This is a genomic window from Methanohalophilus profundi (assembly GCF_004137855.1).
In the GTDB taxonomy this organism is placed as follows: domain Archaea; phylum Halobacteriota; class Methanosarcinia; order Methanosarcinales; family Methanosarcinaceae; genus Methanohalophilus; species Methanohalophilus profundi.
In genome coordinates this window covers 989,525-1,008,258 of the sequence record NZ_QBKB01000002.1, presented here as the reverse complement: position 1 = coordinate 1,008,258, position 18,734 = coordinate 989,525, and the positions used below count along the sequence as shown (strand labels likewise).

The window sequence follows — 18,734 nt, the reverse complement described above, 5'->3', positions numbered from 1 at the left end:
TGCTGTTCGTGAGGTTGTTGTCGCTCGAAGAAGACAGGTAGATGCCGAAGTTGTTCGAGTTAGCGGTGTTGCTCATGAGGTTGTTGTCGCTCGAAGCAGACAGGGAGATGCCCCAGTCGCTGTTGTTACTGGCGGTGTTGTTCGTGAGCGTGTTGTCGCTCGAAGACTCCAGGTCGATGCCGTCGTCGTTGTTCGAGTCAGCGGTGTTGTTCGTGAGCGTGTTGTTGCTCGAAGAAGACAGCCGGATGCCGTAGTTGTTGTTACTGGCGGTATTGCTCGTGAGGTTGTTGTTGCTCGAAGAAGACAGGGAGATGCCGTCGTAGTTATTTGATACACTTACATTTTGTATATTTGAATCAGTAGTGTTCCACAAGAATATTCCATAATAATTTGTTGTTAAGTTAAGATCCGTTAGAGTGATATTTACTCCATTTATAATGTAAAATGTTCCTGCGTTTATCGAAGAGTTATAACTTTCATTTGAGGGATTTGTTACGTAATAGATTGGTTTCCCATCAACTAAATTAGTTGTATCTATTTGATTATCAAAATTAGACTCAGAACTACCCTCTAGCCTAAAATTATACGTATTCTCATTCATTGTGTTATTTGTAAGTATGCTGTAGCTCGAAAAATCCAGATAGATGCCGTATTGGCTGTTCGAATTAGCGGTGTTGTTCGTGAGTGTGTTGTCGATCGAAGAATCCAGCCAGATGCCGTAGTTGTTGTTCGAGTCAGCGGTGTTGTTCGTGAGGTTGTTGTTGTTGCACAAATAAAACAGGTAGATGCCGTAGGTGTTGTTCGATGCGATGTTGCTCGTGAGGTTGTTGTCGCTCGAAGAAGACAGGTAGATGCCGTAGCCGTTGTTGATGGCGGTGTTGTTCGTGAGGTTGTTGTTGTCGCTCGAAGAATACAGGCGGATGCCGCAGGTGTTGTTCGATGCAGTGTTGCTCGTGAGTGTATTGTCGCTCGACAAATACAGGCCGATGCCGTAGTTGTTGTTCGAGTCAGCGGTGTTGTTCGTGAGGTTGTTGTTGCTCGAAGACCACAGGTAGATGCCGTAGCCGTTGTTGATGGCGGTGTTGCTCGTGAGGTTGTTGTTGCTCGAAGACCATAGCCGGATGCCGTAGGTGTTGTCCGATGCGGTGTTGCTCGTGAGGTTGTTGTCGCTCGACAAATACAGGTAGATGCCTAAGTTGTTCGAGTCAGCGGTGTTGTTCGTGAGCGTGTTGTTGCTCGAAGACAACAGGTGGATGCCGTAGGCATTGTTCGATGCGGTGTTGTTCGTGAGCGTGTTGTTACTTGAAGAATCCAGGGAGATGCCGTAATCGTTATTTGTGACATCATTGTTGGATATGTTGCAGTAATTTGATGTTACGTAAATACCTGCCATAGCAGACCCCGTCGCCCCACTTACATTAAATCCTGAAATCTTTACATTATCCACACTCACATTAAATACATGATCATCGGGCGAATTCGCAATCATATTTACCACATCCGACCCTTCACCTTGTAGTGTGAGCTGTTCGTTCACGTCCACGTTGTCGTTGTAGGTGCCGTTGTAGACATATATTGTATCGCCAGCATTCGCGTTATTGATTGCTGCCTGTATCGGCACACCACTTTCATTAAATGCACCGCTGGCGTTCCACCAGCCTGTTGTATTAACGTAGATGTCGGGGGTGGCAGCTGATGCGGCAATTGGTGCGATTGCCAATGTCATTACAAGAAAAAGTATTATCGTGGTCAAGGTTGACAGGGTTTGTTGTTTGGTTGTAAGTGATTTCATATTAGACACTACCTATTTGAGAACTGACTATTAGATCATTTTTACAGTAATGTCATAATTGCTGTTGCAGATAATCAGTCACAATAAATTTTATTTATGGCATGACCATACTATGTATGCGTTAATTAAAATATACTTTATTGATGTATATAAAGTTATAGTATTTATTTTAAAAGTGCAATCTGGCATTTGAATTACAAATATATTACAGCGATAAATGCAAAATACAATGTGATTTCTGCCTGAGTGGTTGCTACACCCGCAAGACGTGCAGGGTACAGAAACCACAGAGGAAAAGCTGCTACAATCTCTGTGACCTGCATGCCTTGCGGGCATAGCAGGCACTCAACTCCGTAGGAGGTGAGTGTACTCTGTGGCCGGAAAGTTACAAAAAGCTGACTCGGTTTAGTATAAATAAGTAATACGCCCCACCGTCAACCGGCTGGCCGAAATCGGCGATGCGCAAACACCGGGATTTGTCCCGCAAGTTTCCCTGGAGGAGGGGCTGGCGGAGTTTGCGGGGGAGTGAGGCTAAAAAGGGAGTCTTCTTTCTTTTGGGAAGTGATTGACGGCATACATATATATCAAAATGGCTATATATCATGGCAATGACTTCTGCTTCCCAACCAGGTCCCATATTATTCAATGAAATAGAATGGGATAATCACAAATTCAAACTATCCGGGCCGCTTGAAATGGATATCAATTTTGTTGATGAGTTATGGGAAGGGGAAAACAGAGATCTGGATATATTCCTTGTAGCATCTGATATGGACGAGCTATTAGCCTCCTTCCGGGAAGAATTTTTTGTTCTATGGGAAGTCTATTCCAGAGAGCCGGATTCCAATCTTACCACAAAAGCACAGCAGATAAAAGAAAATCTTCTCAAACTTGTAACTGAAGTAGAGGTTGATGGTGTTACAGGTGGCTGTTTTTAAACCCCGGGATATTGAAAAGGCTCTTTTAGCAAAAGGATTTAAGGTTGAACAGACCCACCACGAATATTTCTGGTTCTATTATAATGGAAAAAGGACTCATATAAAGACCCGTATCAGCCACGGGAAAAAAGAATATGGACCAAACCTGATATCTGCCATTAAAAAGCAACTCAAATTACAATCAAAACAACAAATTGAAGATTTGCTCAATTGTCCAATGTCCGAAGAAGATTATATCGAGTTGTTACGGTCAAACGGTGAAGTGGATTAATATGCCCTCCAATGATAGGATAACGATCAGTCACGAAATTTGCGCAGGCAAACCTGTAATCAAAGGGACCAGGATATCGGTTGATTTTGTCATTGAACTTCTGGGAAATAACTGGACATACGATGATATTCTGGAAAATTATCCCCAACTTGATAAAGAAGATATCCTATCAAAGAGTTGATCGCCTGTCGATGAGAATGGGTACACTTTCATACATGTCCTCAGAAAAAGTGTATTGTTAAATCGTAATTGGCTTTAAGAGATCTTCTACGTCTATATGGGTCAACTCTTTTTTTAATTCATTTTGTTGTGAAGCCCGGTTTTTCAATCTCTGTTTGAAGTTTTGAATAAGGCGCTGTTTTTCTTGTGGTGTGGGATAATTACTCATTAAATATACCTCCTCTCATGAATCATAATAAATTTATGGGACCACAAGTCAATAATCCAATATTGAAATGGTTCTTATATATATTTTGAAAGGAAAACCACTCCGTCTGCAATGGATTCCATCAATAGAAATTTGTACCCAATGTGATTGAAGACATCATTATTACATCGATGAGCGGGAATCATCTCCTATATCCCCGGAAAAACCGGATTTACACACCCCTCTAATAATCGGACATGCCTGCACATACATAAATCCTCATCACCGGGGCTGGGTCAGGTCGGCTCATATCGTGGCCGACATCAGTGCTGCGAAAGCGCTGGGATTTGTCCCGCAAGTTTCCCTGGAGGAGGGGCTGGGGTGAGTTTGCGGGGGAGTGAGAGAGGTCATTTTGTCATATCATTATATAATCTTTCAAGCCCGGCTTTAAGGGCGGGCAATTCGTTTTCGAGCGTATCCCATACCAATTTATGCATCCAGTTCTTCCAGCAAACTTCGGATCACGGGCTTTGCTTGTGGAATATCTTCTTTCACACTGAGCCAGACAACCTCCAGATTAACTCCAAAATAAGCATGTATCAATTTGTCCCGGATTCCTGTCAGGTCTTTCCAGGGGATTGAGGGATACTTTTGTCTGACATCATCAGGGACATTCTTTGTTGCTTCACCAATTATCTCCAGGGCTCTGATAACGGCATATTGGGTCTTTCTGTCTTCGAGAAAATCTTCATATGTACAATCACTGACAAAATTCTCTGCCGCCTCCATGGCAGCATAGATGTCATTGACATAATCCCTGATGTCTCGAGTCATATATCACACTGCCCTGACTTCGTTAAGTATGTATTTTCCAATATTGGGTTTCAGTGAATCCTTCATGACCAGATCCACCTTGATTCCCAGGGTATCTGAGAGATAATTCTCCAGGTTAATGAATTGTAAAAGGGTGGGAGTCTTGCTGAATTCCACCAGGATATCGAGATCACTTTCCGCAGTTTGCTCTCCTCTTACATAGGAGCCAAACAGTCCAATATACTTGACGTTATATCGATCTTCCAGCTGCGGCAACATCTCCCGGAGTTTTTTTCGGTATATTTCAAGGTCTGGGTTGTATGACATAGCCTCTAAGAAAATTCCTCCAGGTTAATGTTGTTTGCAGGGTATAATTATTTTGTGTACAGCTGTAAAGCCAGGGCCTCTATTTTCCGCCTTCCTCGTCAATACACCTGCACCTCATCACGGGAAAGTTAACTCCTTCTCCCGGACAAATGCTTAATTAACATTCAAGCCCCTTGCAGTCAGGGGGGGGGGTAGTTGACAGCACCTTAGAATCGCCAATTTGAAATCACCGATTGTGCCTGATCCAACTGTGTTTTAAGACTCTCAATACCCTTCAACAGCCCCCACCATTCAAAATAGTCCTGAGAATCCCCGAGGTCCCCGTTTTCAAATTCTATATATAATCGGGACGACGGCATGTTGTACCTGTCTTCAAAAACAGCAATTTCTTTTTCTGCCAGGCGTATTTTTGCCCGCAGCAGAAGAATCTCCTTTTCCAGTGATTCTTTCACAACAGGTAATGCATCATCTGAGATTGCGACTTCCATAATAGGAAATATACGTACTCAAATTAAAGGTTTTGTGGCAGACAAGTAATACTGAAAACCAGGATAGTTTTTAATGAGGTTGCAAAAAATTGCAATCCTCTTTCCTTCAATTTTTTTGTGATAAAAACGCTGAATCAGTCTAATTTTTGAAAAAGAGCAATCACACTGGAATGTATCTCATCCCTTAATCATATCTGCCAGACCAATCAGAATCACTTTCTCTTCCTCTGCAATCTGCCGCATCCCGGGAGTAAAAACGGCCTGATTTATCTAATTGGGAAACTGAGACTATCACTGATAGGTTTATATAGGTATCACAATATAGTGATAGGTACAGATGAGTGCAGAAACTCCTGATTGGAACAACGTGCAGTCTCATATCCGCAAAGATCTGGATATTTCGCCACAATCCCTCCATACCGACATCACTACTTTAAGTGAAAATATTGCAGTGGATCTTCCCATCTATCCTGATCTAATTGTAGAAGAAAATGATGCTATCTATTTCATTGGAATAAAATCGAAAGCCACTGTAGACATTATTGCAAAATTGAATCTTCTTCGGGATTTCTGTCTCAAAAACACATTCCCAAAAGAAATACAATTGGTTATTGCCGCCAAATCCTTTCCTGAACGAGAAAAACTGCTCATGGACCAACTGGACATCACCATGGTAAAACTTCCCTGGTCCATTAAACTCACCACTGAAAAACATTCCAAACCCAGCAACCATCGAATAACTTCGGCCAAATCATGGAAAATAGTATCCCGCCTTTTGAAAGAAAAGAAAACCTCAATCCGGCAGCTGGCAATTCTTGAAGATATATCGTACGGCTGGGCACACAAAACAATCCAGGCACTTATTCAGCAGAATATTGTGAAAAAGGAAAACAACCGTGTAAGCATTTCTAATGTTGATAAACTGCTAAATGGTATTGCGTGGGAACGTCCTCTAAATAAACTTAAACGTTGCGAGATCCAGATCCCCTTCAGTGAATCGATGGATGCAGCAAGGGAAATTACCCGGGCTTTTTCGATGCAGCATAACATACCAGTTGGATTTACTTCATACACGGCAGCGGCTTTGTATACCGGTTATGGGGTACGCAATGATGCAGTTTACTTATACCTGAATGATGAGCATATAGATTATTTTAAAGAATTATTCGAATCCTCTTCGGCAAATAGTATAAAGGCGATAATCTATAGGCCTGACAGAGAAGTTTTCCAGAACACTCTGGAAAAAGAGGGTATCCGGATCGTATCTGCTTCCCGGACACTTCTGGACCTGGCAGGCATGGGATATTCTGCAATGGATATTACAAAAGCAATGGTTGCAAAATATGACCTCTTATGAAAGAATGAGTGGAATAATTAATTTTTCACTGGATGAATTACGTGTAATTACTAGATATCTACATGAAAGAGAGGATACCGATAACCCTACAACCGTGCTAATTGGCGGATGGGCAGTTGATTCATATAATCCCTGGTATGGCTCAGTAGATATCGATCTCATTACCAATAACAGTACACGAAATAGCCTAAATTACTATCTGCGAAAAGAGCGTGATTTTGTACCATACAGACTGCCCGGACAACCCCGGAGTGTAAAAAAAGTAACCAAAGCAGGGTCTGTAATTATTGATTTTGCAACAAGAGAAAAACCATTTCCTTTTGAAGGGAATGATGAGTATTTAGATTTCAGTATTCTTGACGGAAACACTGAAACCAGGGCAATTCGGGGTAACATCGAAATGGCAGTGCCCAACAGAGCAACGTTGATTGTTCTGAAATTAAAAGCTGTATGGGATCGAAATACTCGAATATCCCAAAGAAAAAGTTATGATGTCGAATGGGAATCCGGAAAACTTGCCAAAGACTATGCAGATATTCTTGCATTAATTGACCCCAACAATGGTGGGAATGATGTGGAAATCTCCGTCTTAGGTAAACTAATGAACACATATCCATTTCTAAAAGAATCTCTTGCATCAGTAGGTGAATCAGATGATGGAATCGAAAAATATGGCAGAATGCCAGAAAGCACCGCTAAAATGATTATTGGACAGATACTTTCTTTGATTTGATTAAGGTCATTTAATGGCTAAAATCACACTGGGATTTCCTTTTATGAAAAAATGTATCAGTGAAAGTTAGAGGAATCTGCAGAGCCCTTATCGCAGTATCTTTTCTGCCCATCCTTCTTAAAATAATAGTTGCCCCGGAAGATTGTAGAAGACAAATTCGCCATTCTACAACTCCCGGACTTTTGTTTTTGTGGCAGTTCTGATCACTTGCACAACAAATTCACTGTACAATATATGTAACCCGGACTGACATTGAAACCCTGGACTCTCCCGGCTCAATTGGTGTTGCCGGTTTTTCAGCAGCATCCATTGCCACACTCTCTTCATAATATGTTCTTGGCTGTGTACCATCGGATATCGATGATGATTTTACGCCTACGATCTCCACACCCAGATTATCAGCCAGTACTTCGGCTTTTGATGATGCATCGGCCACAGCTTCGGTGATCAGGTCCTCATGCAACTCTTTCTGTTTTTCATCAGATACACTAAAAGAAACTCCGCCGATCTGATTTGCTCCTGCAGAGGCCGACCTGTCAATCATCTCCCCGAGGATATCGAGGTTTGTGGTGGTAATCTGCACACTATTGGAAGCCGAATATCCTTCAATTGTCCGTGTCCCTTCTCCATAATTGTATTGAGGCCTCACAGAAACACGTGATGTCCGGATATCTTCCTCCTCCAGGCCGAGACCTTTAAGTTCCTCGATAACCGCATTCATGATAACTGCATTCTCCTGACTCGCTTCTTCTGCAGTGGGAGCCATGACCTCTGCACCAATGTTCAGGGTTGCAGTGTCAGGCACAACCATCATCTCCGCATTTCCATTCATCTGCAGAGTATTTTCTGAATCACTGTCAGATCCGCCGACCGATCCTGCATACAACGTCGCTGCCATTAGCACCAGAACTACTGAAAGTGCAATTATGATGTAATATGACTTTTCTTTATTATTTTCCTGGGACATTTAATCCTCTCCTTTGTTCATATACTAGATGTACCGCTAGGTATTAAAAAATTGGCTAAGGTTCGAATTCGTTCGAAGTTACATCAGAAGAGACAGGCAGAGAAAAGCCCTTCTCTGCTTAGGTATTTCAACTTTTAGAACAGGATTTTCATGTCTAGTTGACATTAACCGGCTTGTACATGAAAACAGGCACACTTATATAACAGAACTAATATTTTTGTGTCATCATTGGGTGAACGGGACCGGTCTAAAAACATTATGTACCCCAATACACCACAATCCCCTCTATCTTCTCCGGTCCCTTTCACAAGCTTATACCGCTCTTCTCCCAGTCCCATATCCTCTCTAATATCAGGTGTATGTTTATTACTGTGGTAGGTTTTCTACAGAGCGATTATGTCTGTGTCATATCTGCCAAACCAATCAGAATCACTCCTTCTTCCTCTGCAATCTCCCGCATCCGGGGAGTAAAACCTGCCCGGTTTATCAGGGCGAAATGTTCCTGGCCTTCTGGATACCAGTCCACAAAGCATCCCTTTCTTTCACATCTTAAGCGAGAAGTCCCCCTCCTCAAGCAGCCAACGGCTGCTAGGTGGGGGATGAAAGCGTTCCATATCGTATAAAAACGATAACGGATATTAACATTTTAATAGTTTTAATATATTTATAAGTTAGGGAATATTATATGCAATTAACGTTACCAATCCATATTAGACCCACTCCCGAGCAGGAATCTGTCCTGTGGGATATTTCTGAAAAATGTAGGCTTGTATATAATTTTGGATTGAGTGAACGTCGTGATGCATATAAAAACAAAATCAGAATCAGTTACGTTAAACAACAAAATGGATTGCCCGATCTCAAACAAAAATTTCCTGATTATAACTGGGTATATTCCAAAGTATTACAGGGAACTTTGAAGTGTCTTGATAGTGATTATAAGTCTTTCTTCACTCGCAGGAAGTCCCTTCCTCAAATTAACATGTCTTTGACACGTTAATTAGGGAGGGGTAGTTCACTAGATGTAAAAAGTGTGACTGTCAGCAAAAAAGGGCAAATTACCATTCCCAGCGCATACAGAAATTCCGGTATGAAGATAGGCGACAAAGCAGCTGTTTTTGTTTATGATGACCACATTGAGATTCGACCTTTGTCTTTCATCGAAGAAGGATTAAGTTGTGCTATCGCTTCCCAGGAATCCCTTTCAAAAGAATGGGACACTCCTGAAGAAGATGCTGCCTGGGATCATATGAAAGACTACCTGGGGAAGTAATCGATGATTTAGAAAGCAAATCTCAGTTATCATTCCCTTCCCCTTTACTGACAACAACAATACCAAACTCAGACCGGCGATCGCTGTTTCTGATCAGATGAGACGGGACATAATACTGTGCCAGATTACATCCAGAAAACCTGCAGACAATTGTGCTGTCTATGTTTCAGATAGCGATCTATCTGAAGGCTCACTTCGCCAGGGTAGCTGGGTTCGGGTGAACAAAATATTCACAATGGACTCCAGCAATGTCCTTAAAATAATTGGAAATGTTCATTTGTACAAACAAAAAGAAATTCAGAATAATTTATTGAAACTTTTCCTGTAAGTCTTTATCTTCCAGACCAATCAGAATCACTCCTTCTTCCTCTGTGACTTCCCGCATCCGGGGAGTAAAAACGGCCCAATCAACAAATTTACGGAACATGTTTATTATGATTGTGTTTCGTATTTTGATAATGGTACTGATGGTGAACCCCCCCCTTATGCAAAATGCTTCCTGTATCATCTCTTTTCCTAACGGACACAAGTCCACAGGCATTCGGATTAACTGCCATATTTGCTGTAGCACTGACCGCGGGTGCAGCGCTCATTATAAAAGGGAACGAGTGAAGTGTTCCAAATGCGGAAACACTTACACATCTTTAGCAATAATTTTATCAGCATACTCGCAAGCCACAGGTAGTCTTACTAAATTCCCGGTATAGGTCATGTACATCAGATAACCCCACAATACTATACTGACCAAACCTATCAGGGAAGATATCACTCCTCCTAGAACCGGGAGCATTGACACTATGGTGTTCAGTATGGAAAGACCCCCAAATACAACGATCGATTGTGCTGCATTGAATCTCACGGATTTGTTCTCTTTCTCGATTAAAAGAAAAATTATGCCGGTAATAAAACCCAGGAGATAGGTCAATACACCAGCTATATTTTCCTCAAGCCCGATACTTGTTTCACTCATTTTAACTCATCCTCTTTTATATTTTGAAAGAGTGGTCTAAAGAAAAAATAGTAAACCACCCTCAATTAAATATATGTGAATAGATTTCCCTTTAATTTTTTGGGTTTTGGGTGTAAATGTTGTGGAAATAATAGGGGGCTGAGGTGCAATAAATATTGAACACAAAACACGGGATTTCAGGTATATCCTGGAATATCAGAGGTGCTTGTCAGCCACCCAGACGAATGCTTAATTGACATTCAAGTCCCTTGCCACGAGGGAGGGGTGGTTGACATTTCGTCAACTGAGACAAATTGATCCTTTTCTTCCAGACGCTTGTACATCCGGTCCATGAATTCCTCCCTATCAATCAAATCCATCATGCGTGTAAGAATATCACTATAGGTCTCTCCTTTATGACCATAATTTTTCAGTCTGTCTCTTATTGCCTTTGTTGTGGGGATAGTCGTCGCTTGGTGAATGTGTTTGCTCATGTGTCCTAACTCCTATTATTCTATCCATATTTGTTTACGCCCGTTGTACTATTTATGGCTAGAGTACAAGTAGTATAAGTAAATTTTAGTGTTTATATTTAATTAATTATGCCTTATAATTGCACATAATATATGATGTATTCTTATTCTATCGATTATTAAGAAATGGATTCTCCATGTGATTTTGGATAGAAAAATACAACTTTTATTATGCCAATCAAGATACCCTTCTTTTTCAGTCCAGCGCCTCGCCACTTCTAAGCAGTAGGAAATTGATCTCTGAGCGGGACATTCCTTTTCTTTTGGCTTTCCTTTTTATGGATTTGACATATCTCTCTTCATCTTCAGGCTCAAGCATTCTCAAGAAATAACAGATCCATTTCAGATAGGCTCTCTTGCCAGGCAGCCAGGACCTGTTCTCTACACTTTTTATCACATAATCCAGCACAAATTCAAATTCACTGAATGTGAGGGGTCTCTTTTTGAATACTTCCGTCATAGTCGCGATAATCGATAACTCAAGGGGATGGGAGAAATAACTGATTTTATTCTCCAAGTGAAACATTATGTTGAACAATCTCATTTCAACGTCATTATCGGTCAGATCCTGGTCCTGCTTATAATAGTACTGAGCGATGGTATGTTCGAGTTTGCCAATGTGGAAAGTATATTCATCCGGCCTTTGTTTCGGGCCCATACTTTCTTTGATCTCTGCAGTATCCTCATCAAGCAAATCGGCCAATGAATTGTCTTTATCTATATTTTCATTCATGTTTTGTCCCCTTTAGCCATAATTTTAGACAAATAATGGATGAAAATTTAGTTGTAAAAAGCAATTCACATCTGGTGGTGCAATAACATTGAACACAAAACACGGTATTTCAGGTATATCGTGGAGTATCAGAGGTGCTTGTCAGCCACCCGGATGAATGCTTAATTGACATCCAAGCCCTTGTCGTAAGGATGTAGTTGACTCTTTGTGAGATATCACAGCAGTAACTTATCATGGTACAAAAATATCCACACATCTGAACTGATTTCAGGTAGCAACAGCCATCGTACCAGAACTTGTAGATGGCAACTTCATCTCATTTGCCCCGGTAATCGATAATTTTAATGGCAATTCACGATTTCGTTTAGAAACTTCCAATAATAGTTTAATATTGATAGATTCTTCTGAAACCTTGATATCTGCCTTGATATGTTTAAGATTCTTCATGTCATATTTGGAAATTCCAAATCTTTTGGCTGCATCAAGTATTTCAATCCCGACAATCGAATTGTCCATTCCAACATCCAGTAAAACACCATCAATTTCTATAGAGGACTTGTATTGGACTCCTTTTGAAAATGCAAAAAAACTATCGTTGAGTGAGTCATAATCCCAGTAGTCGCTCTTACTATTGATATTAATCACTTTTTTCATCTTCTCTCACTCTTCTGTTTGCACGCTGTTTGTATGAAGTAACCAATGAAATCTCAAATGGGTTTAATCGTTTAATGGATAAAACAATGATTAAGTCGTATACAATATCTATCGTATAATGTACTTTAAATTTTCCCTCATCTTGGATTAAGATGCCTACCGGTGTCTGATTTGCTATAACATCATATATATCGTCAATTTCACTAAAATAATAACTTAATCGTGCTTCCCACCGTTTAATGAAATGAGCAGTATAATGCAGTTGGGATTTGTCAATGTTTGCTAAACATTCTATGAAAGTATAGAGGTCCATTTGTGGCACGTATATCCTCGCAATTATTTTCTGCTTCCACACAATACAGATGCTGTTTGTCCGGACAGTACATATTCAGATAGCTTTTCATTCTCTGTACGATATCACAGCAATACTGGATTGTAAAACAAACGTTCTCTTCAATTCAGTTAAATTAAGCATTATGGGTATATTTGTTCACACGTTATTTATATTGCGTGAATGAAAATGGACATGATATCTATCTATATCTTGTCAGTATAATGATAATCGCCGCTTACCTACTATAAGCAATCCGATCCAGTTTCCTGGAAACCTCCGGCGTATAATAAACCTCCCCGCAGGTATCACACACATAGGCAGGTACTCTCAAAGAAACACTTTCGCTATCTGCTTTTTTGACTTCCACCTCGGTGTTTTTCTAAACCAATCTACCCTGGCAGAAGCTGCAACTGTCCGGTAACATATTGATTCATATCTTCTGGATTGCCCAAATAGTCTTTGTCTGGAAGGAAATTTCTGGCTAATATGCTAAAAGGATTGATTTTATATATTATTGTCTGCACAATAATTGTTGTGGCAATAAAAAGTGAGTTCATCAACAGGCAGGCAGAACTGGAGTACCTGGAAGCCGAATATGCAAAGGCAGATTTTCGCTTCATTTCAATAATAGGGCGCAGAAGACTTGGTAAAACCCGTCTGATTCGAGAATTCTTGGAAAACAAGCCTAATTCCAGTTTCCTGCTTATTCCCGAATTGAACGACTCACAGGCCCGGCTTGAAATCGCAATGAACCTGCATCAAAATTTCGGGCTCAGTTTTTTTGGAACACCCCACTGGGAAGATATTTTTGAACAATTGTTCCAGTATTCCCGCCAACACAGGATAATACTGGTGTTTGATGAATTCCAGCGTTTTCTGGGTATTAACAAGGACATCTTCTCTAAAATGCAAAGATACATCGATGAATACGGGTCGGATTCACAAATGTTCCTGCTGGTCTGCGGCTCATCCATAGGTATGATGCACAGCATCTTCGATCATGCCTCCCCCCTTTATGGACGCAGGACCGGTCAATTGATGTTTGAGGCACTGGATTTCTTTGCTCTTGACGAATGGTTTCCAGATTTTGATATCGAATCCAGAGTCAACATATATGCAATCTATGGAGGCACTCCCAAATATCTGGAAGAGGTGGAGTCTGGAGATATTGTTCAGGACATCAACCGCATACTGGACAAGACGAGTATTCTGTACAATGAGCCGGAAATTCTGTTGAAAACCGAAATCTCAGATAGCAATACCTATTTTTCCATACTGAAAAACATTGCACAGGGAATGACAAAGTCGTCTGAGATTGCCAGTAGTTCGGGGATTAAAAACACTTCTATCGATTATTATCTCAGTGTTTTGATCAATGACCTGGATCTTGTCAAAAAGGAAATACCTGTAACTGAATCCCGCAAATCCAAAAAGACCCTGTATCGGATGAAAGACAACTTTTTCCGGTTCTGGTTCAGGTTTGTCTATCCCAACCTCTCTGAAATTGAAATCGGCAATACGTCCGCTGTTGCAGACCATATTCTCTCTGAACTCAACAGGTTTGCTGGACATACTTTCGAGGACATAACCAAACAATTCCTGATCAAATTGAATAAACAGGACAAACTCAACTTCAAATTCAGTAAGATTGGCAAACAGTGGGGACGTTACCAGAAATCCAGAGGCAAAAACACCTATGAGATAGATCTTGTGGCTTTGAATGAGAACACCCGGCAAATTCTGTTCTGCGAATGTAAATGGCAAAACCGGCTGGTAGATGCCGGTGTCCTGCAATCCCTGATCGACAAATCCTGGCTTGTCGACTGGTATAACAGGGAGAGATCGGAATACTTCATGGTTGTTTCCAAATCCGGATTCACAGAACAGGGCCGGAAGTTTGCAGAAGAACACGATTTTATGCTTATTACACTGGAAGACATGCAGATCTGATTTAGCCCATTATAAACATGTTCTGGAAATTTATCGTTTATATACGACAAATTCCTCTAAATTTGTCGAATACAGTCGACAAAATTATAATATATGCAGGTCAATTCACATATAATGGATACACGGGTCAAACTCAAAAAGGCAATTGTCGAATGGCAGGAAAGCGAGCTTCCGCCGTTGCAGCAGAGAGGATGCAAAACTAACATAGATGCACCCCATATCAATGATATTATAGGTGTTCGCCGCTGCGGCAAGACCTACTATATGTACCAGTTAATCTCCGAATTGCTTGGACGAGGGGTACCCAAAACCAGTATTCTCTATTTCAACCTTGATGATGACAGACTCCAGCCTCTTAAAGGAGACGAGTTGGCATTATTGATAGACACTTTCAGGGAACTTTTCCCGGCTTCTGAAGAAGATGTATTGTACCTGTTTCTTGATGAGGTCCAGAACTTTCCGGGATGGGTTAGATGGATGAAGGGAGTTTATGATAGGCAGCAAAATGTCAAACTCATAATAAGTGCCTCCAGTGCATCCCTGCTTGCAAAGGATGTCTCATTTCGCCTGACAGGCAGACATCTGACCACCCGGATGTTTCCCTTCAGTTTCGCTGAATATCTTCGCAGCCAGAAAATAGATTTTGATATCGAGACATTGCCGTTCTCAAAAAAGAAAATCGAAATAAAAACTAAATTTAATGAATATGTAAATAAAGGCGGTTTTCCGGAAGTTATATTCTATCCCTCAATCGACCATAAAGAATTGTTACAATCCTATTTTGACGATATCATCTACCGGGATATCATTGGCAGACACAGGATTCGTAATACCCGCATATTCAACGAACTTGCACTTTTTTGCATATCAAATATCGCCAAACCCCATACCTATAACTCGCTGCGTAAATTGTTTGCCAGTTATACCTCCCTGAGTACCGATGCCCTGATCACCTACATCTCCTATCTTGAGGACGCTTTCCTGTTGTTTACTATCAATCATTATGACGCATCCCTCAAAAAGCAGATAAACAAGCCTAAGAAAATATACTGCATAGATCCGGGCTTGCTAAATGCAGTTTCATTCCGATTCTCCGATGATCTTGGCAGGCTGTATGAAAATATAGTTTTCATTCAACTTTTGAGAAGTGGCGAGGACATCTATTATTGGCAGGATCAAAAAGGATTGGAAGTAGATTTTATCACAAAACGGGGGTTACACCCCACAAGTTTGATCCAGGTAAGTATCGACATTTCTGATTCTGATACAAAGCAGAGGGAAATTCAGGGATTACTTTCGGCAATGGACCATTTTGGTTTTCAGGAAGGAACTATAATAACGGCTGATCTTTTTGATAGTGAAGATGTAAATGGCAAAATAATTAATTATGTCCCTCTGTGGTACTGGTTACTTGAAATGGATTCTTCTAAACACATTTGACCTTCAATGCCAAATCCTATTTGCCCTGTACCATCGCACAGCACCCACCATACATATCATGATCCCGAAAATTTCCGATACAAAAACCATCGATATGGCCGGGTCATAGCAATTGGAGAACACATGTAGCAGGTAATCCAGAAAACCGCCTGCCATCTCATCAGCCTGGAAACTCCAACCCAGAAACGGCCAGAACAACACTTCGGGAGTCTGCCACATCGAATCTTCCAGTAAATGTAAAACTGCTGCACCGGGCAGTATCAATAAGAAATCTGCTCGCCATTTCTGCCATATCAAAACAATGATGAGGCCAACCAGTATCCAGAAGATCAGGGTATGGGCAAAAATCCTGCCGCTTGCCAGGCTATCCGCCAGTAAAAACCGGCCCAGCGGCTTGTCGATTAGGTCTGGCAGCAGTGCTCCGATCGCCACAAATCCATAATTGACTTTGCCCTGCAACCTGGGCAACCATCGCTCTGCCAGATAGAAGGCAAGTATAGTTAATCCCACATGGCCAAACACAAACATTGGTTGCGGAATGATCAATAGATGTGTTAAAGATTACGGTTATTGTCTGATTTTCAATTTGTAATTTTATAGGACTTGTATCCCTCTCTCACTGTATTGAAAATTCGTTTCCCGGGTACAATGTTAATTATATATCTGCTGACCGAATAATATTTAAGCATTGTAACATTTGATTCTGCAATCAATTTGAGGGTACATATTGGCGGATATAAGAAAAATACCTGTTGACATACAAATTGTCGTAGGCCTGGTGCTCCTGACGGCAGTATTTATTCTCATTCCCCAACTCAGTGATTCGGCCATACGTACCGTTTTGGGCCTGCCCATGGTATTGTTCCTGCCGGGTTATGCTCTGATTGCCGCCCTGTTTCCCAAAAACGATGACCTGGATGGCATTGAACGTGTGGCTTTGAGTTTTGGTCTGAGTATTGCAGTGGTGCCTCTGATTGGCCTGGGATTGAACTACACACCCTGGGGTATCCGTCTGTTGCCTATACTGATCTCATTATCCATCTTCACAATCGGTATGTGTATCATAGCCGTGGTACGCCGATCCAATCTTTCTGAAGAAGAAGCATTTCATGTCCCCTTCAGGCAAACCTACGACTCCCTGCAGGACGAATTTCACTCCGAATCCCAGTCCAGGCTGGATAAGGCACTAACAATAATTCTGGTAATTTCGATTCTGGCCTCGGTAGTGACCCTGATCTATGTGGTAGTGACTCCGAAACAGGGCGAACAGTTCACCGAATTCTATATCCTGGGCTCAGGAGGAATGGCGGATGATTACCCGGTCAACTATACTCTCGGAGACAGTGGAAAGGTAATTCTCGGTGTGGTAAATCATGAATATGAGGATGTCAATTATACTATTGACATACAATTGGAGAATCAATCCCTGCAAACCATAAATGAAGTAAATCTTGAGCATAACCAGACCTGGGAGCAACCTGTCACGGTAGCGCCGCCGTTTAACGGCACGGACATGAAATTGCAGTTTTTGCTCTACAAGAATGGTAATTACACAGAATCCTACAGGGACCTGCATCTCTGGATCAATGTATCGGAGGATGTAAATGATTGAATCTCACCCTTTTAAAAATGGGGCTTTCCCGGACCTTTCAGATGTACAGTTTAACCGCAACTCAGCTGTAATACTGGTACCTGTACTGCTCATAATGCTGGCAGAACTGTTACTTTTTGCCGAAATGGATTATCTTTCCATCTGTATCCATGTGGCTTTACTTCTCGGCCTGCCCCTGGCATCCATCTATTTTAGCAAAAAAGAGATCACGATGGCTTTCCAGGCCCTGATGTTGCTGCCTCTGTTGCGCCTGGTAAATATCTCCATGCCAATCTTTTTCGATACGACCCTGTACGTCTTTGTATTCATTTATGCCCCGCTTATAATTCCTGTTTATCTGGTTGCAAAAGAACAGGATATCACGCTTTCTTTAAGAGGTTTTAAGGATGTAAACAGGATGTGGCTGGTTTATATCTTTCTGGCAATTCTTGTGGCGATTCTGATTGCCCAGGGAGAGTATGCAATCCTGGCGAGTAATTACCTGATCCCGGATCTGTCATTTATCAGTTTGCTCAAGATTTCCCTGGTAATGGTGTTTTTTGTGGGTTTTGTTGAGGAGTTGATTTTCAGGTACATCCTCCAGACCAGGCTTGCAGATACCTTTGGCGTCTGGCCGGGGCTAATTATGGCCAGTCTTTTGTTCGGTGTTATGCACTCGGGCTATGGTGCCCCTTTAGAAGTGCTTATGACGGCATTTGCAGGACTGATTCTGGGTTATATGTTCCTCAGAACGAAAAGTATCTCTTTTGTTTCTTTAACCCACGGATTTGTTAATGTATTCCTTTTTGGGGTATTCCCTCACCTGGGTCCCGGATTGGGTCTATTCTGATAGCTAACGATCAGCTGTTTATGGGATAAACTGCATTTTAAATCCAGCTCAGAATAATTCAAAATAAGTAAAAAATATGTGGAAAAAAGAATTGTAAAGGAAATTCACACAATCTCTGCTACCTTGAACACAACTATGGCGACAAAGGCAACGAGTAGAGGCATTATTCCCATATTGAGGGACGTGTTGAGTGTCCTGTTCCATTTACTGGACGCAGAAAGTATCTCTTTGGCTGACAATAATAGAATAAGGCCGATTACAGCCAGTACGCCGTATTCCGGCAATCCGATGCCCGTGGTCATTGAAATGGCACCTGCTGCGGAAGATATTGCACTGGTTGTTGAAATTACACTTGTAAGCATGATTATCCTCTG

General features: G+C 41.4%; 26 protein-coding genes. 12 read left to right on the top strand and 14 right to left on the bottom strand.

Translation table 11 applies throughout. The features are described from left to right. On the bottom strand, window positions 1–1,792 hold a 1,792-nt coding region (locus C9889_RS10075; RefSeq protein WP_191985821.1), incomplete at its 3' end, for a right-handed parallel beta-helix repeat-containing protein. A 602-nt stretch (window positions 1,793–2,394) separates the two neighbouring features. Here C9889_RS10075 and C9889_RS05350 point away from each other — a divergent pair. The 3 genes from C9889_RS05350 to C9889_RS05340 are packed head-to-tail and all read left to right on the top strand — an operon-like array spanning window position 2,395 to window position 3,182. Then, complete coding sequence (locus C9889_RS05350) at window positions 2,395–2,730, top strand: hypothetical protein (RefSeq protein ID WP_129597766.1); 336 nt, start codon at window positions 2,395–2,397, stop codon at window positions 2,728–2,730. Then, the gene (locus C9889_RS05345) at window positions 2,717–3,001 is read left to right on the top strand and encodes a type II toxin-antitoxin system HicA family toxin (RefSeq protein WP_129597764.1); all 285 of its coding nucleotides are present in this window, start codon (window positions 2,717–2,719) and stop codon (window positions 2,999–3,001) included. Before C9889_RS05350 ends, C9889_RS05345 begins: the two co-directional genes overlap by 14 nt. A 1-nt stretch (window position 3,002) precedes the next feature. Next, window positions 3,003–3,182, top strand: coding sequence for a DUF433 domain-containing protein (locus C9889_RS05340; protein WP_129597762.1), 180 nt, complete (start codon window positions 3,003–3,005; stop codon window positions 3,180–3,182). Window positions 3,183–3,239: 57 nt separating this feature from the next. Here the strand turns inward: C9889_RS05340 and C9889_RS10070 are convergent, their stop codons facing one another. From C9889_RS10070 to C9889_RS05325, 4 genes are all read right to left on the bottom strand, one after another. After that, window positions 3,240–3,389 carry a hypothetical protein gene (locus C9889_RS10070; RefSeq protein ID WP_164999291.1) on the bottom strand — a complete coding sequence of 50 codons (150 nt, stop codon included), beginning with the start codon at window positions 3,387–3,389 and terminating at the stop codon, window positions 3,240–3,242. Between the two features lie 468 nt (window positions 3,390–3,857). Next, window positions 3,858–4,202 carry a HepT-like ribonuclease domain-containing protein gene (locus C9889_RS05335; RefSeq protein WP_164999290.1) on the bottom strand — a complete coding sequence of 115 codons (345 nt, stop codon included), beginning with the start codon at window positions 4,200–4,202 and terminating at the stop codon, window positions 3,858–3,860. Between the two features lie 3 nt (window positions 4,203–4,205). Beyond that, window positions 4,206–4,508 carry a nucleotidyltransferase family protein gene (locus tag C9889_RS05330; protein ID WP_129597761.1) on the bottom strand — a complete coding sequence of 101 codons (303 nt, stop codon included), beginning with the start codon at window positions 4,506–4,508 and terminating at the stop codon, window positions 4,206–4,208. Between the two features lie 206 nt (window positions 4,509–4,714). Beyond that, the gene (locus C9889_RS05325; RefSeq protein ID WP_129597759.1) at window positions 4,715–4,996 is read right to left on the bottom strand and encodes a hypothetical protein; all 282 of its coding nucleotides are present in this window, start codon (window positions 4,994–4,996) and stop codon (window positions 4,715–4,717) included. Window positions 4,997–5,333: 337 nt separating this feature from the next. On the opposite strand from C9889_RS05325, the gene C9889_RS05320 reads away from it, so the two are divergent. Then, on the top strand, window positions 5,334–6,353 hold the full coding sequence (locus tag C9889_RS05320) for a hypothetical protein (RefSeq protein ID WP_129597757.1): 1,020 nt from the start codon (window positions 5,334–5,336) through the stop codon (window positions 6,351–6,353). A 4-nt stretch (window positions 6,354–6,357) separates the two neighbouring features. Beyond that, window positions 6,358–7,086: a nucleotidyl transferase AbiEii/AbiGii toxin family protein gene (locus C9889_RS05315; protein ID WP_225420000.1), complete on the top strand. Its 729-nt coding sequence runs from the start codon at window positions 6,358–6,360 to the stop codon at window positions 7,084–7,086. 220 nt (window positions 7,087–7,306) lie between these two features. Here C9889_RS05315 and C9889_RS05310 read toward each other — a convergent pair whose 3' ends face one another. After that, window positions 7,307–8,053 (bottom strand): SIMPL domain-containing protein, encoded by a 747-nt coding sequence (locus tag C9889_RS05310; RefSeq protein WP_129597753.1) that lies wholly within the window; start codon window positions 8,051–8,053, stop codon window positions 7,307–7,309. A gap of 394 nt (window positions 8,054–8,447) precedes the next feature. Continuing rightward, entirely contained in the window at window positions 8,448–8,579 is a 132-nt protein-coding gene (locus C9889_RS10750) for a hypothetical protein (protein WP_263853976.1), read from the bottom strand. A 159-nt stretch (window positions 8,580–8,738) separates the two neighbouring features. Here C9889_RS10750 and C9889_RS05305 point away from each other — a divergent pair, with 159 nt between their 5' ends. The 3 genes from C9889_RS05305 to C9889_RS11445 are packed head-to-tail and all read left to right on the top strand — an operon-like array spanning window position 8,739 to window position 9,654. Continuing rightward, window positions 8,739–9,053, top strand: a complete 315-nt coding sequence (locus C9889_RS05305; protein ID WP_225419999.1) for a helix-turn-helix domain-containing protein — start codon at window positions 8,739–8,741, stop codon at window positions 9,051–9,053. Between the two features lie 33 nt (window positions 9,054–9,086). After that, window positions 9,087–9,326 (top strand): AbrB/MazE/SpoVT family DNA-binding domain-containing protein, encoded by a 240-nt coding sequence (locus tag C9889_RS05300; protein WP_129597751.1) that lies wholly within the window; start codon window positions 9,087–9,089, stop codon window positions 9,324–9,326. 19 nt (window positions 9,327–9,345) lie between these two features. Then, entirely contained in the window at window positions 9,346–9,654 is a 309-nt protein-coding gene (locus C9889_RS11445; protein WP_129599435.1) for a type II toxin-antitoxin system PemK/MazF family toxin, read from the top strand. Window positions 9,655–9,960: 306 nt separating this feature from the next. Here C9889_RS11445 and C9889_RS05290 read toward each other — a convergent pair whose 3' ends face one another. From C9889_RS05290 to C9889_RS11440, 5 genes are all read right to left on the bottom strand, one after another. Then, on the bottom strand, window positions 9,961–10,296 hold the full coding sequence (locus tag C9889_RS05290) for a DUF4870 domain-containing protein (protein ID WP_129597749.1): 336 nt from the start codon (window positions 10,294–10,296) through the stop codon (window positions 9,961–9,963). A gap of 239 nt (window positions 10,297–10,535) precedes the next feature. Continuing rightward, on the bottom strand, window positions 10,536–10,769 hold the full coding sequence (locus C9889_RS05285; RefSeq protein WP_191985820.1) for a hypothetical protein: 234 nt from the start codon (window positions 10,767–10,769) through the stop codon (window positions 10,536–10,538). 235 nt (window positions 10,770–11,004) lie between these two features. Continuing rightward, on the bottom strand, window positions 11,005–11,541 hold the full coding sequence (locus C9889_RS05280; protein ID WP_129597747.1) for a hypothetical protein: 537 nt from the start codon (window positions 11,539–11,541) through the stop codon (window positions 11,005–11,007). Window positions 11,542–11,808: 267 nt separating this feature from the next. Further along, window positions 11,809–12,195, bottom strand: a complete 387-nt coding sequence (locus C9889_RS05275) for a DUF2283 domain-containing protein (RefSeq protein ID WP_129597745.1) — start codon at window positions 12,193–12,195, stop codon at window positions 11,809–11,811. A gap of 569 nt (window positions 12,196–12,764) precedes the next feature. Beyond that, the gene (locus tag C9889_RS11440) at window positions 12,765–12,896 is read right to left on the bottom strand and encodes a YgiT-type zinc finger protein (protein ID WP_129597743.1); all 132 of its coding nucleotides are present in this window, start codon (window positions 12,894–12,896) and stop codon (window positions 12,765–12,767) included. Between the two features lie 167 nt (window positions 12,897–13,063). Between C9889_RS11440 and C9889_RS05265 the strand changes: the two genes are divergently transcribed. Together C9889_RS05265 and C9889_RS05260 are read left to right on the top strand one after the other, a co-directional pair. Then, a complete protein-coding gene (locus tag C9889_RS05265) occupies window positions 13,064–14,479 on the top strand; it encodes an ATP-binding protein (RefSeq protein WP_164999288.1) in 1,416 nt (471 codons plus the stop codon). Window positions 14,480–14,593: 114 nt separating this feature from the next. Next, on the top strand, window positions 14,594–15,919 hold the full coding sequence (locus C9889_RS05260) for an ATP-binding protein (protein WP_164999287.1): 1,326 nt from the start codon (window positions 14,594–14,596) through the stop codon (window positions 15,917–15,919). Between the two features lie 3 nt (window positions 15,920–15,922). Here the strand turns inward: C9889_RS05260 and C9889_RS05255 are convergent, their stop codons facing one another. Beyond that, window positions 15,923–16,447: a metal-dependent hydrolase gene (locus C9889_RS05255; RefSeq protein WP_129597737.1), complete on the bottom strand. Its 525-nt coding sequence runs from the start codon at window positions 16,445–16,447 to the stop codon at window positions 15,923–15,925. 199 nt (window positions 16,448–16,646) lie between these two features. Between C9889_RS05255 and C9889_RS05250 the strand changes: the two genes are divergently transcribed. Together C9889_RS05250 and C9889_RS05245 are read left to right on the top strand one after the other, a co-directional pair. Beyond that, entirely contained in the window at window positions 16,647–17,531 is an 885-nt protein-coding gene (locus tag C9889_RS05250; protein ID WP_129597735.1) for a DUF1616 domain-containing protein, read from the top strand. Next, window positions 17,524–18,360 (top strand): CPBP family intramembrane glutamic endopeptidase, encoded by an 837-nt coding sequence (locus C9889_RS05245; protein WP_129597733.1) that lies wholly within the window; start codon window positions 17,524–17,526, stop codon window positions 18,358–18,360. The genes C9889_RS05250 and C9889_RS05245 overlap by 8 nt, the downstream gene beginning before the upstream one ends. A gap of 104 nt (window positions 18,361–18,464) precedes the next feature. Here C9889_RS05245 and C9889_RS05240 read toward each other — a convergent pair whose 3' ends face one another. Next, complete coding sequence (locus C9889_RS05240; protein WP_013036596.1) at window positions 18,465–18,722, bottom strand: hypothetical protein; 258 nt, start codon at window positions 18,720–18,722, stop codon at window positions 18,465–18,467. Window positions 18,723–18,734: the final 12 nt, after the last annotated feature.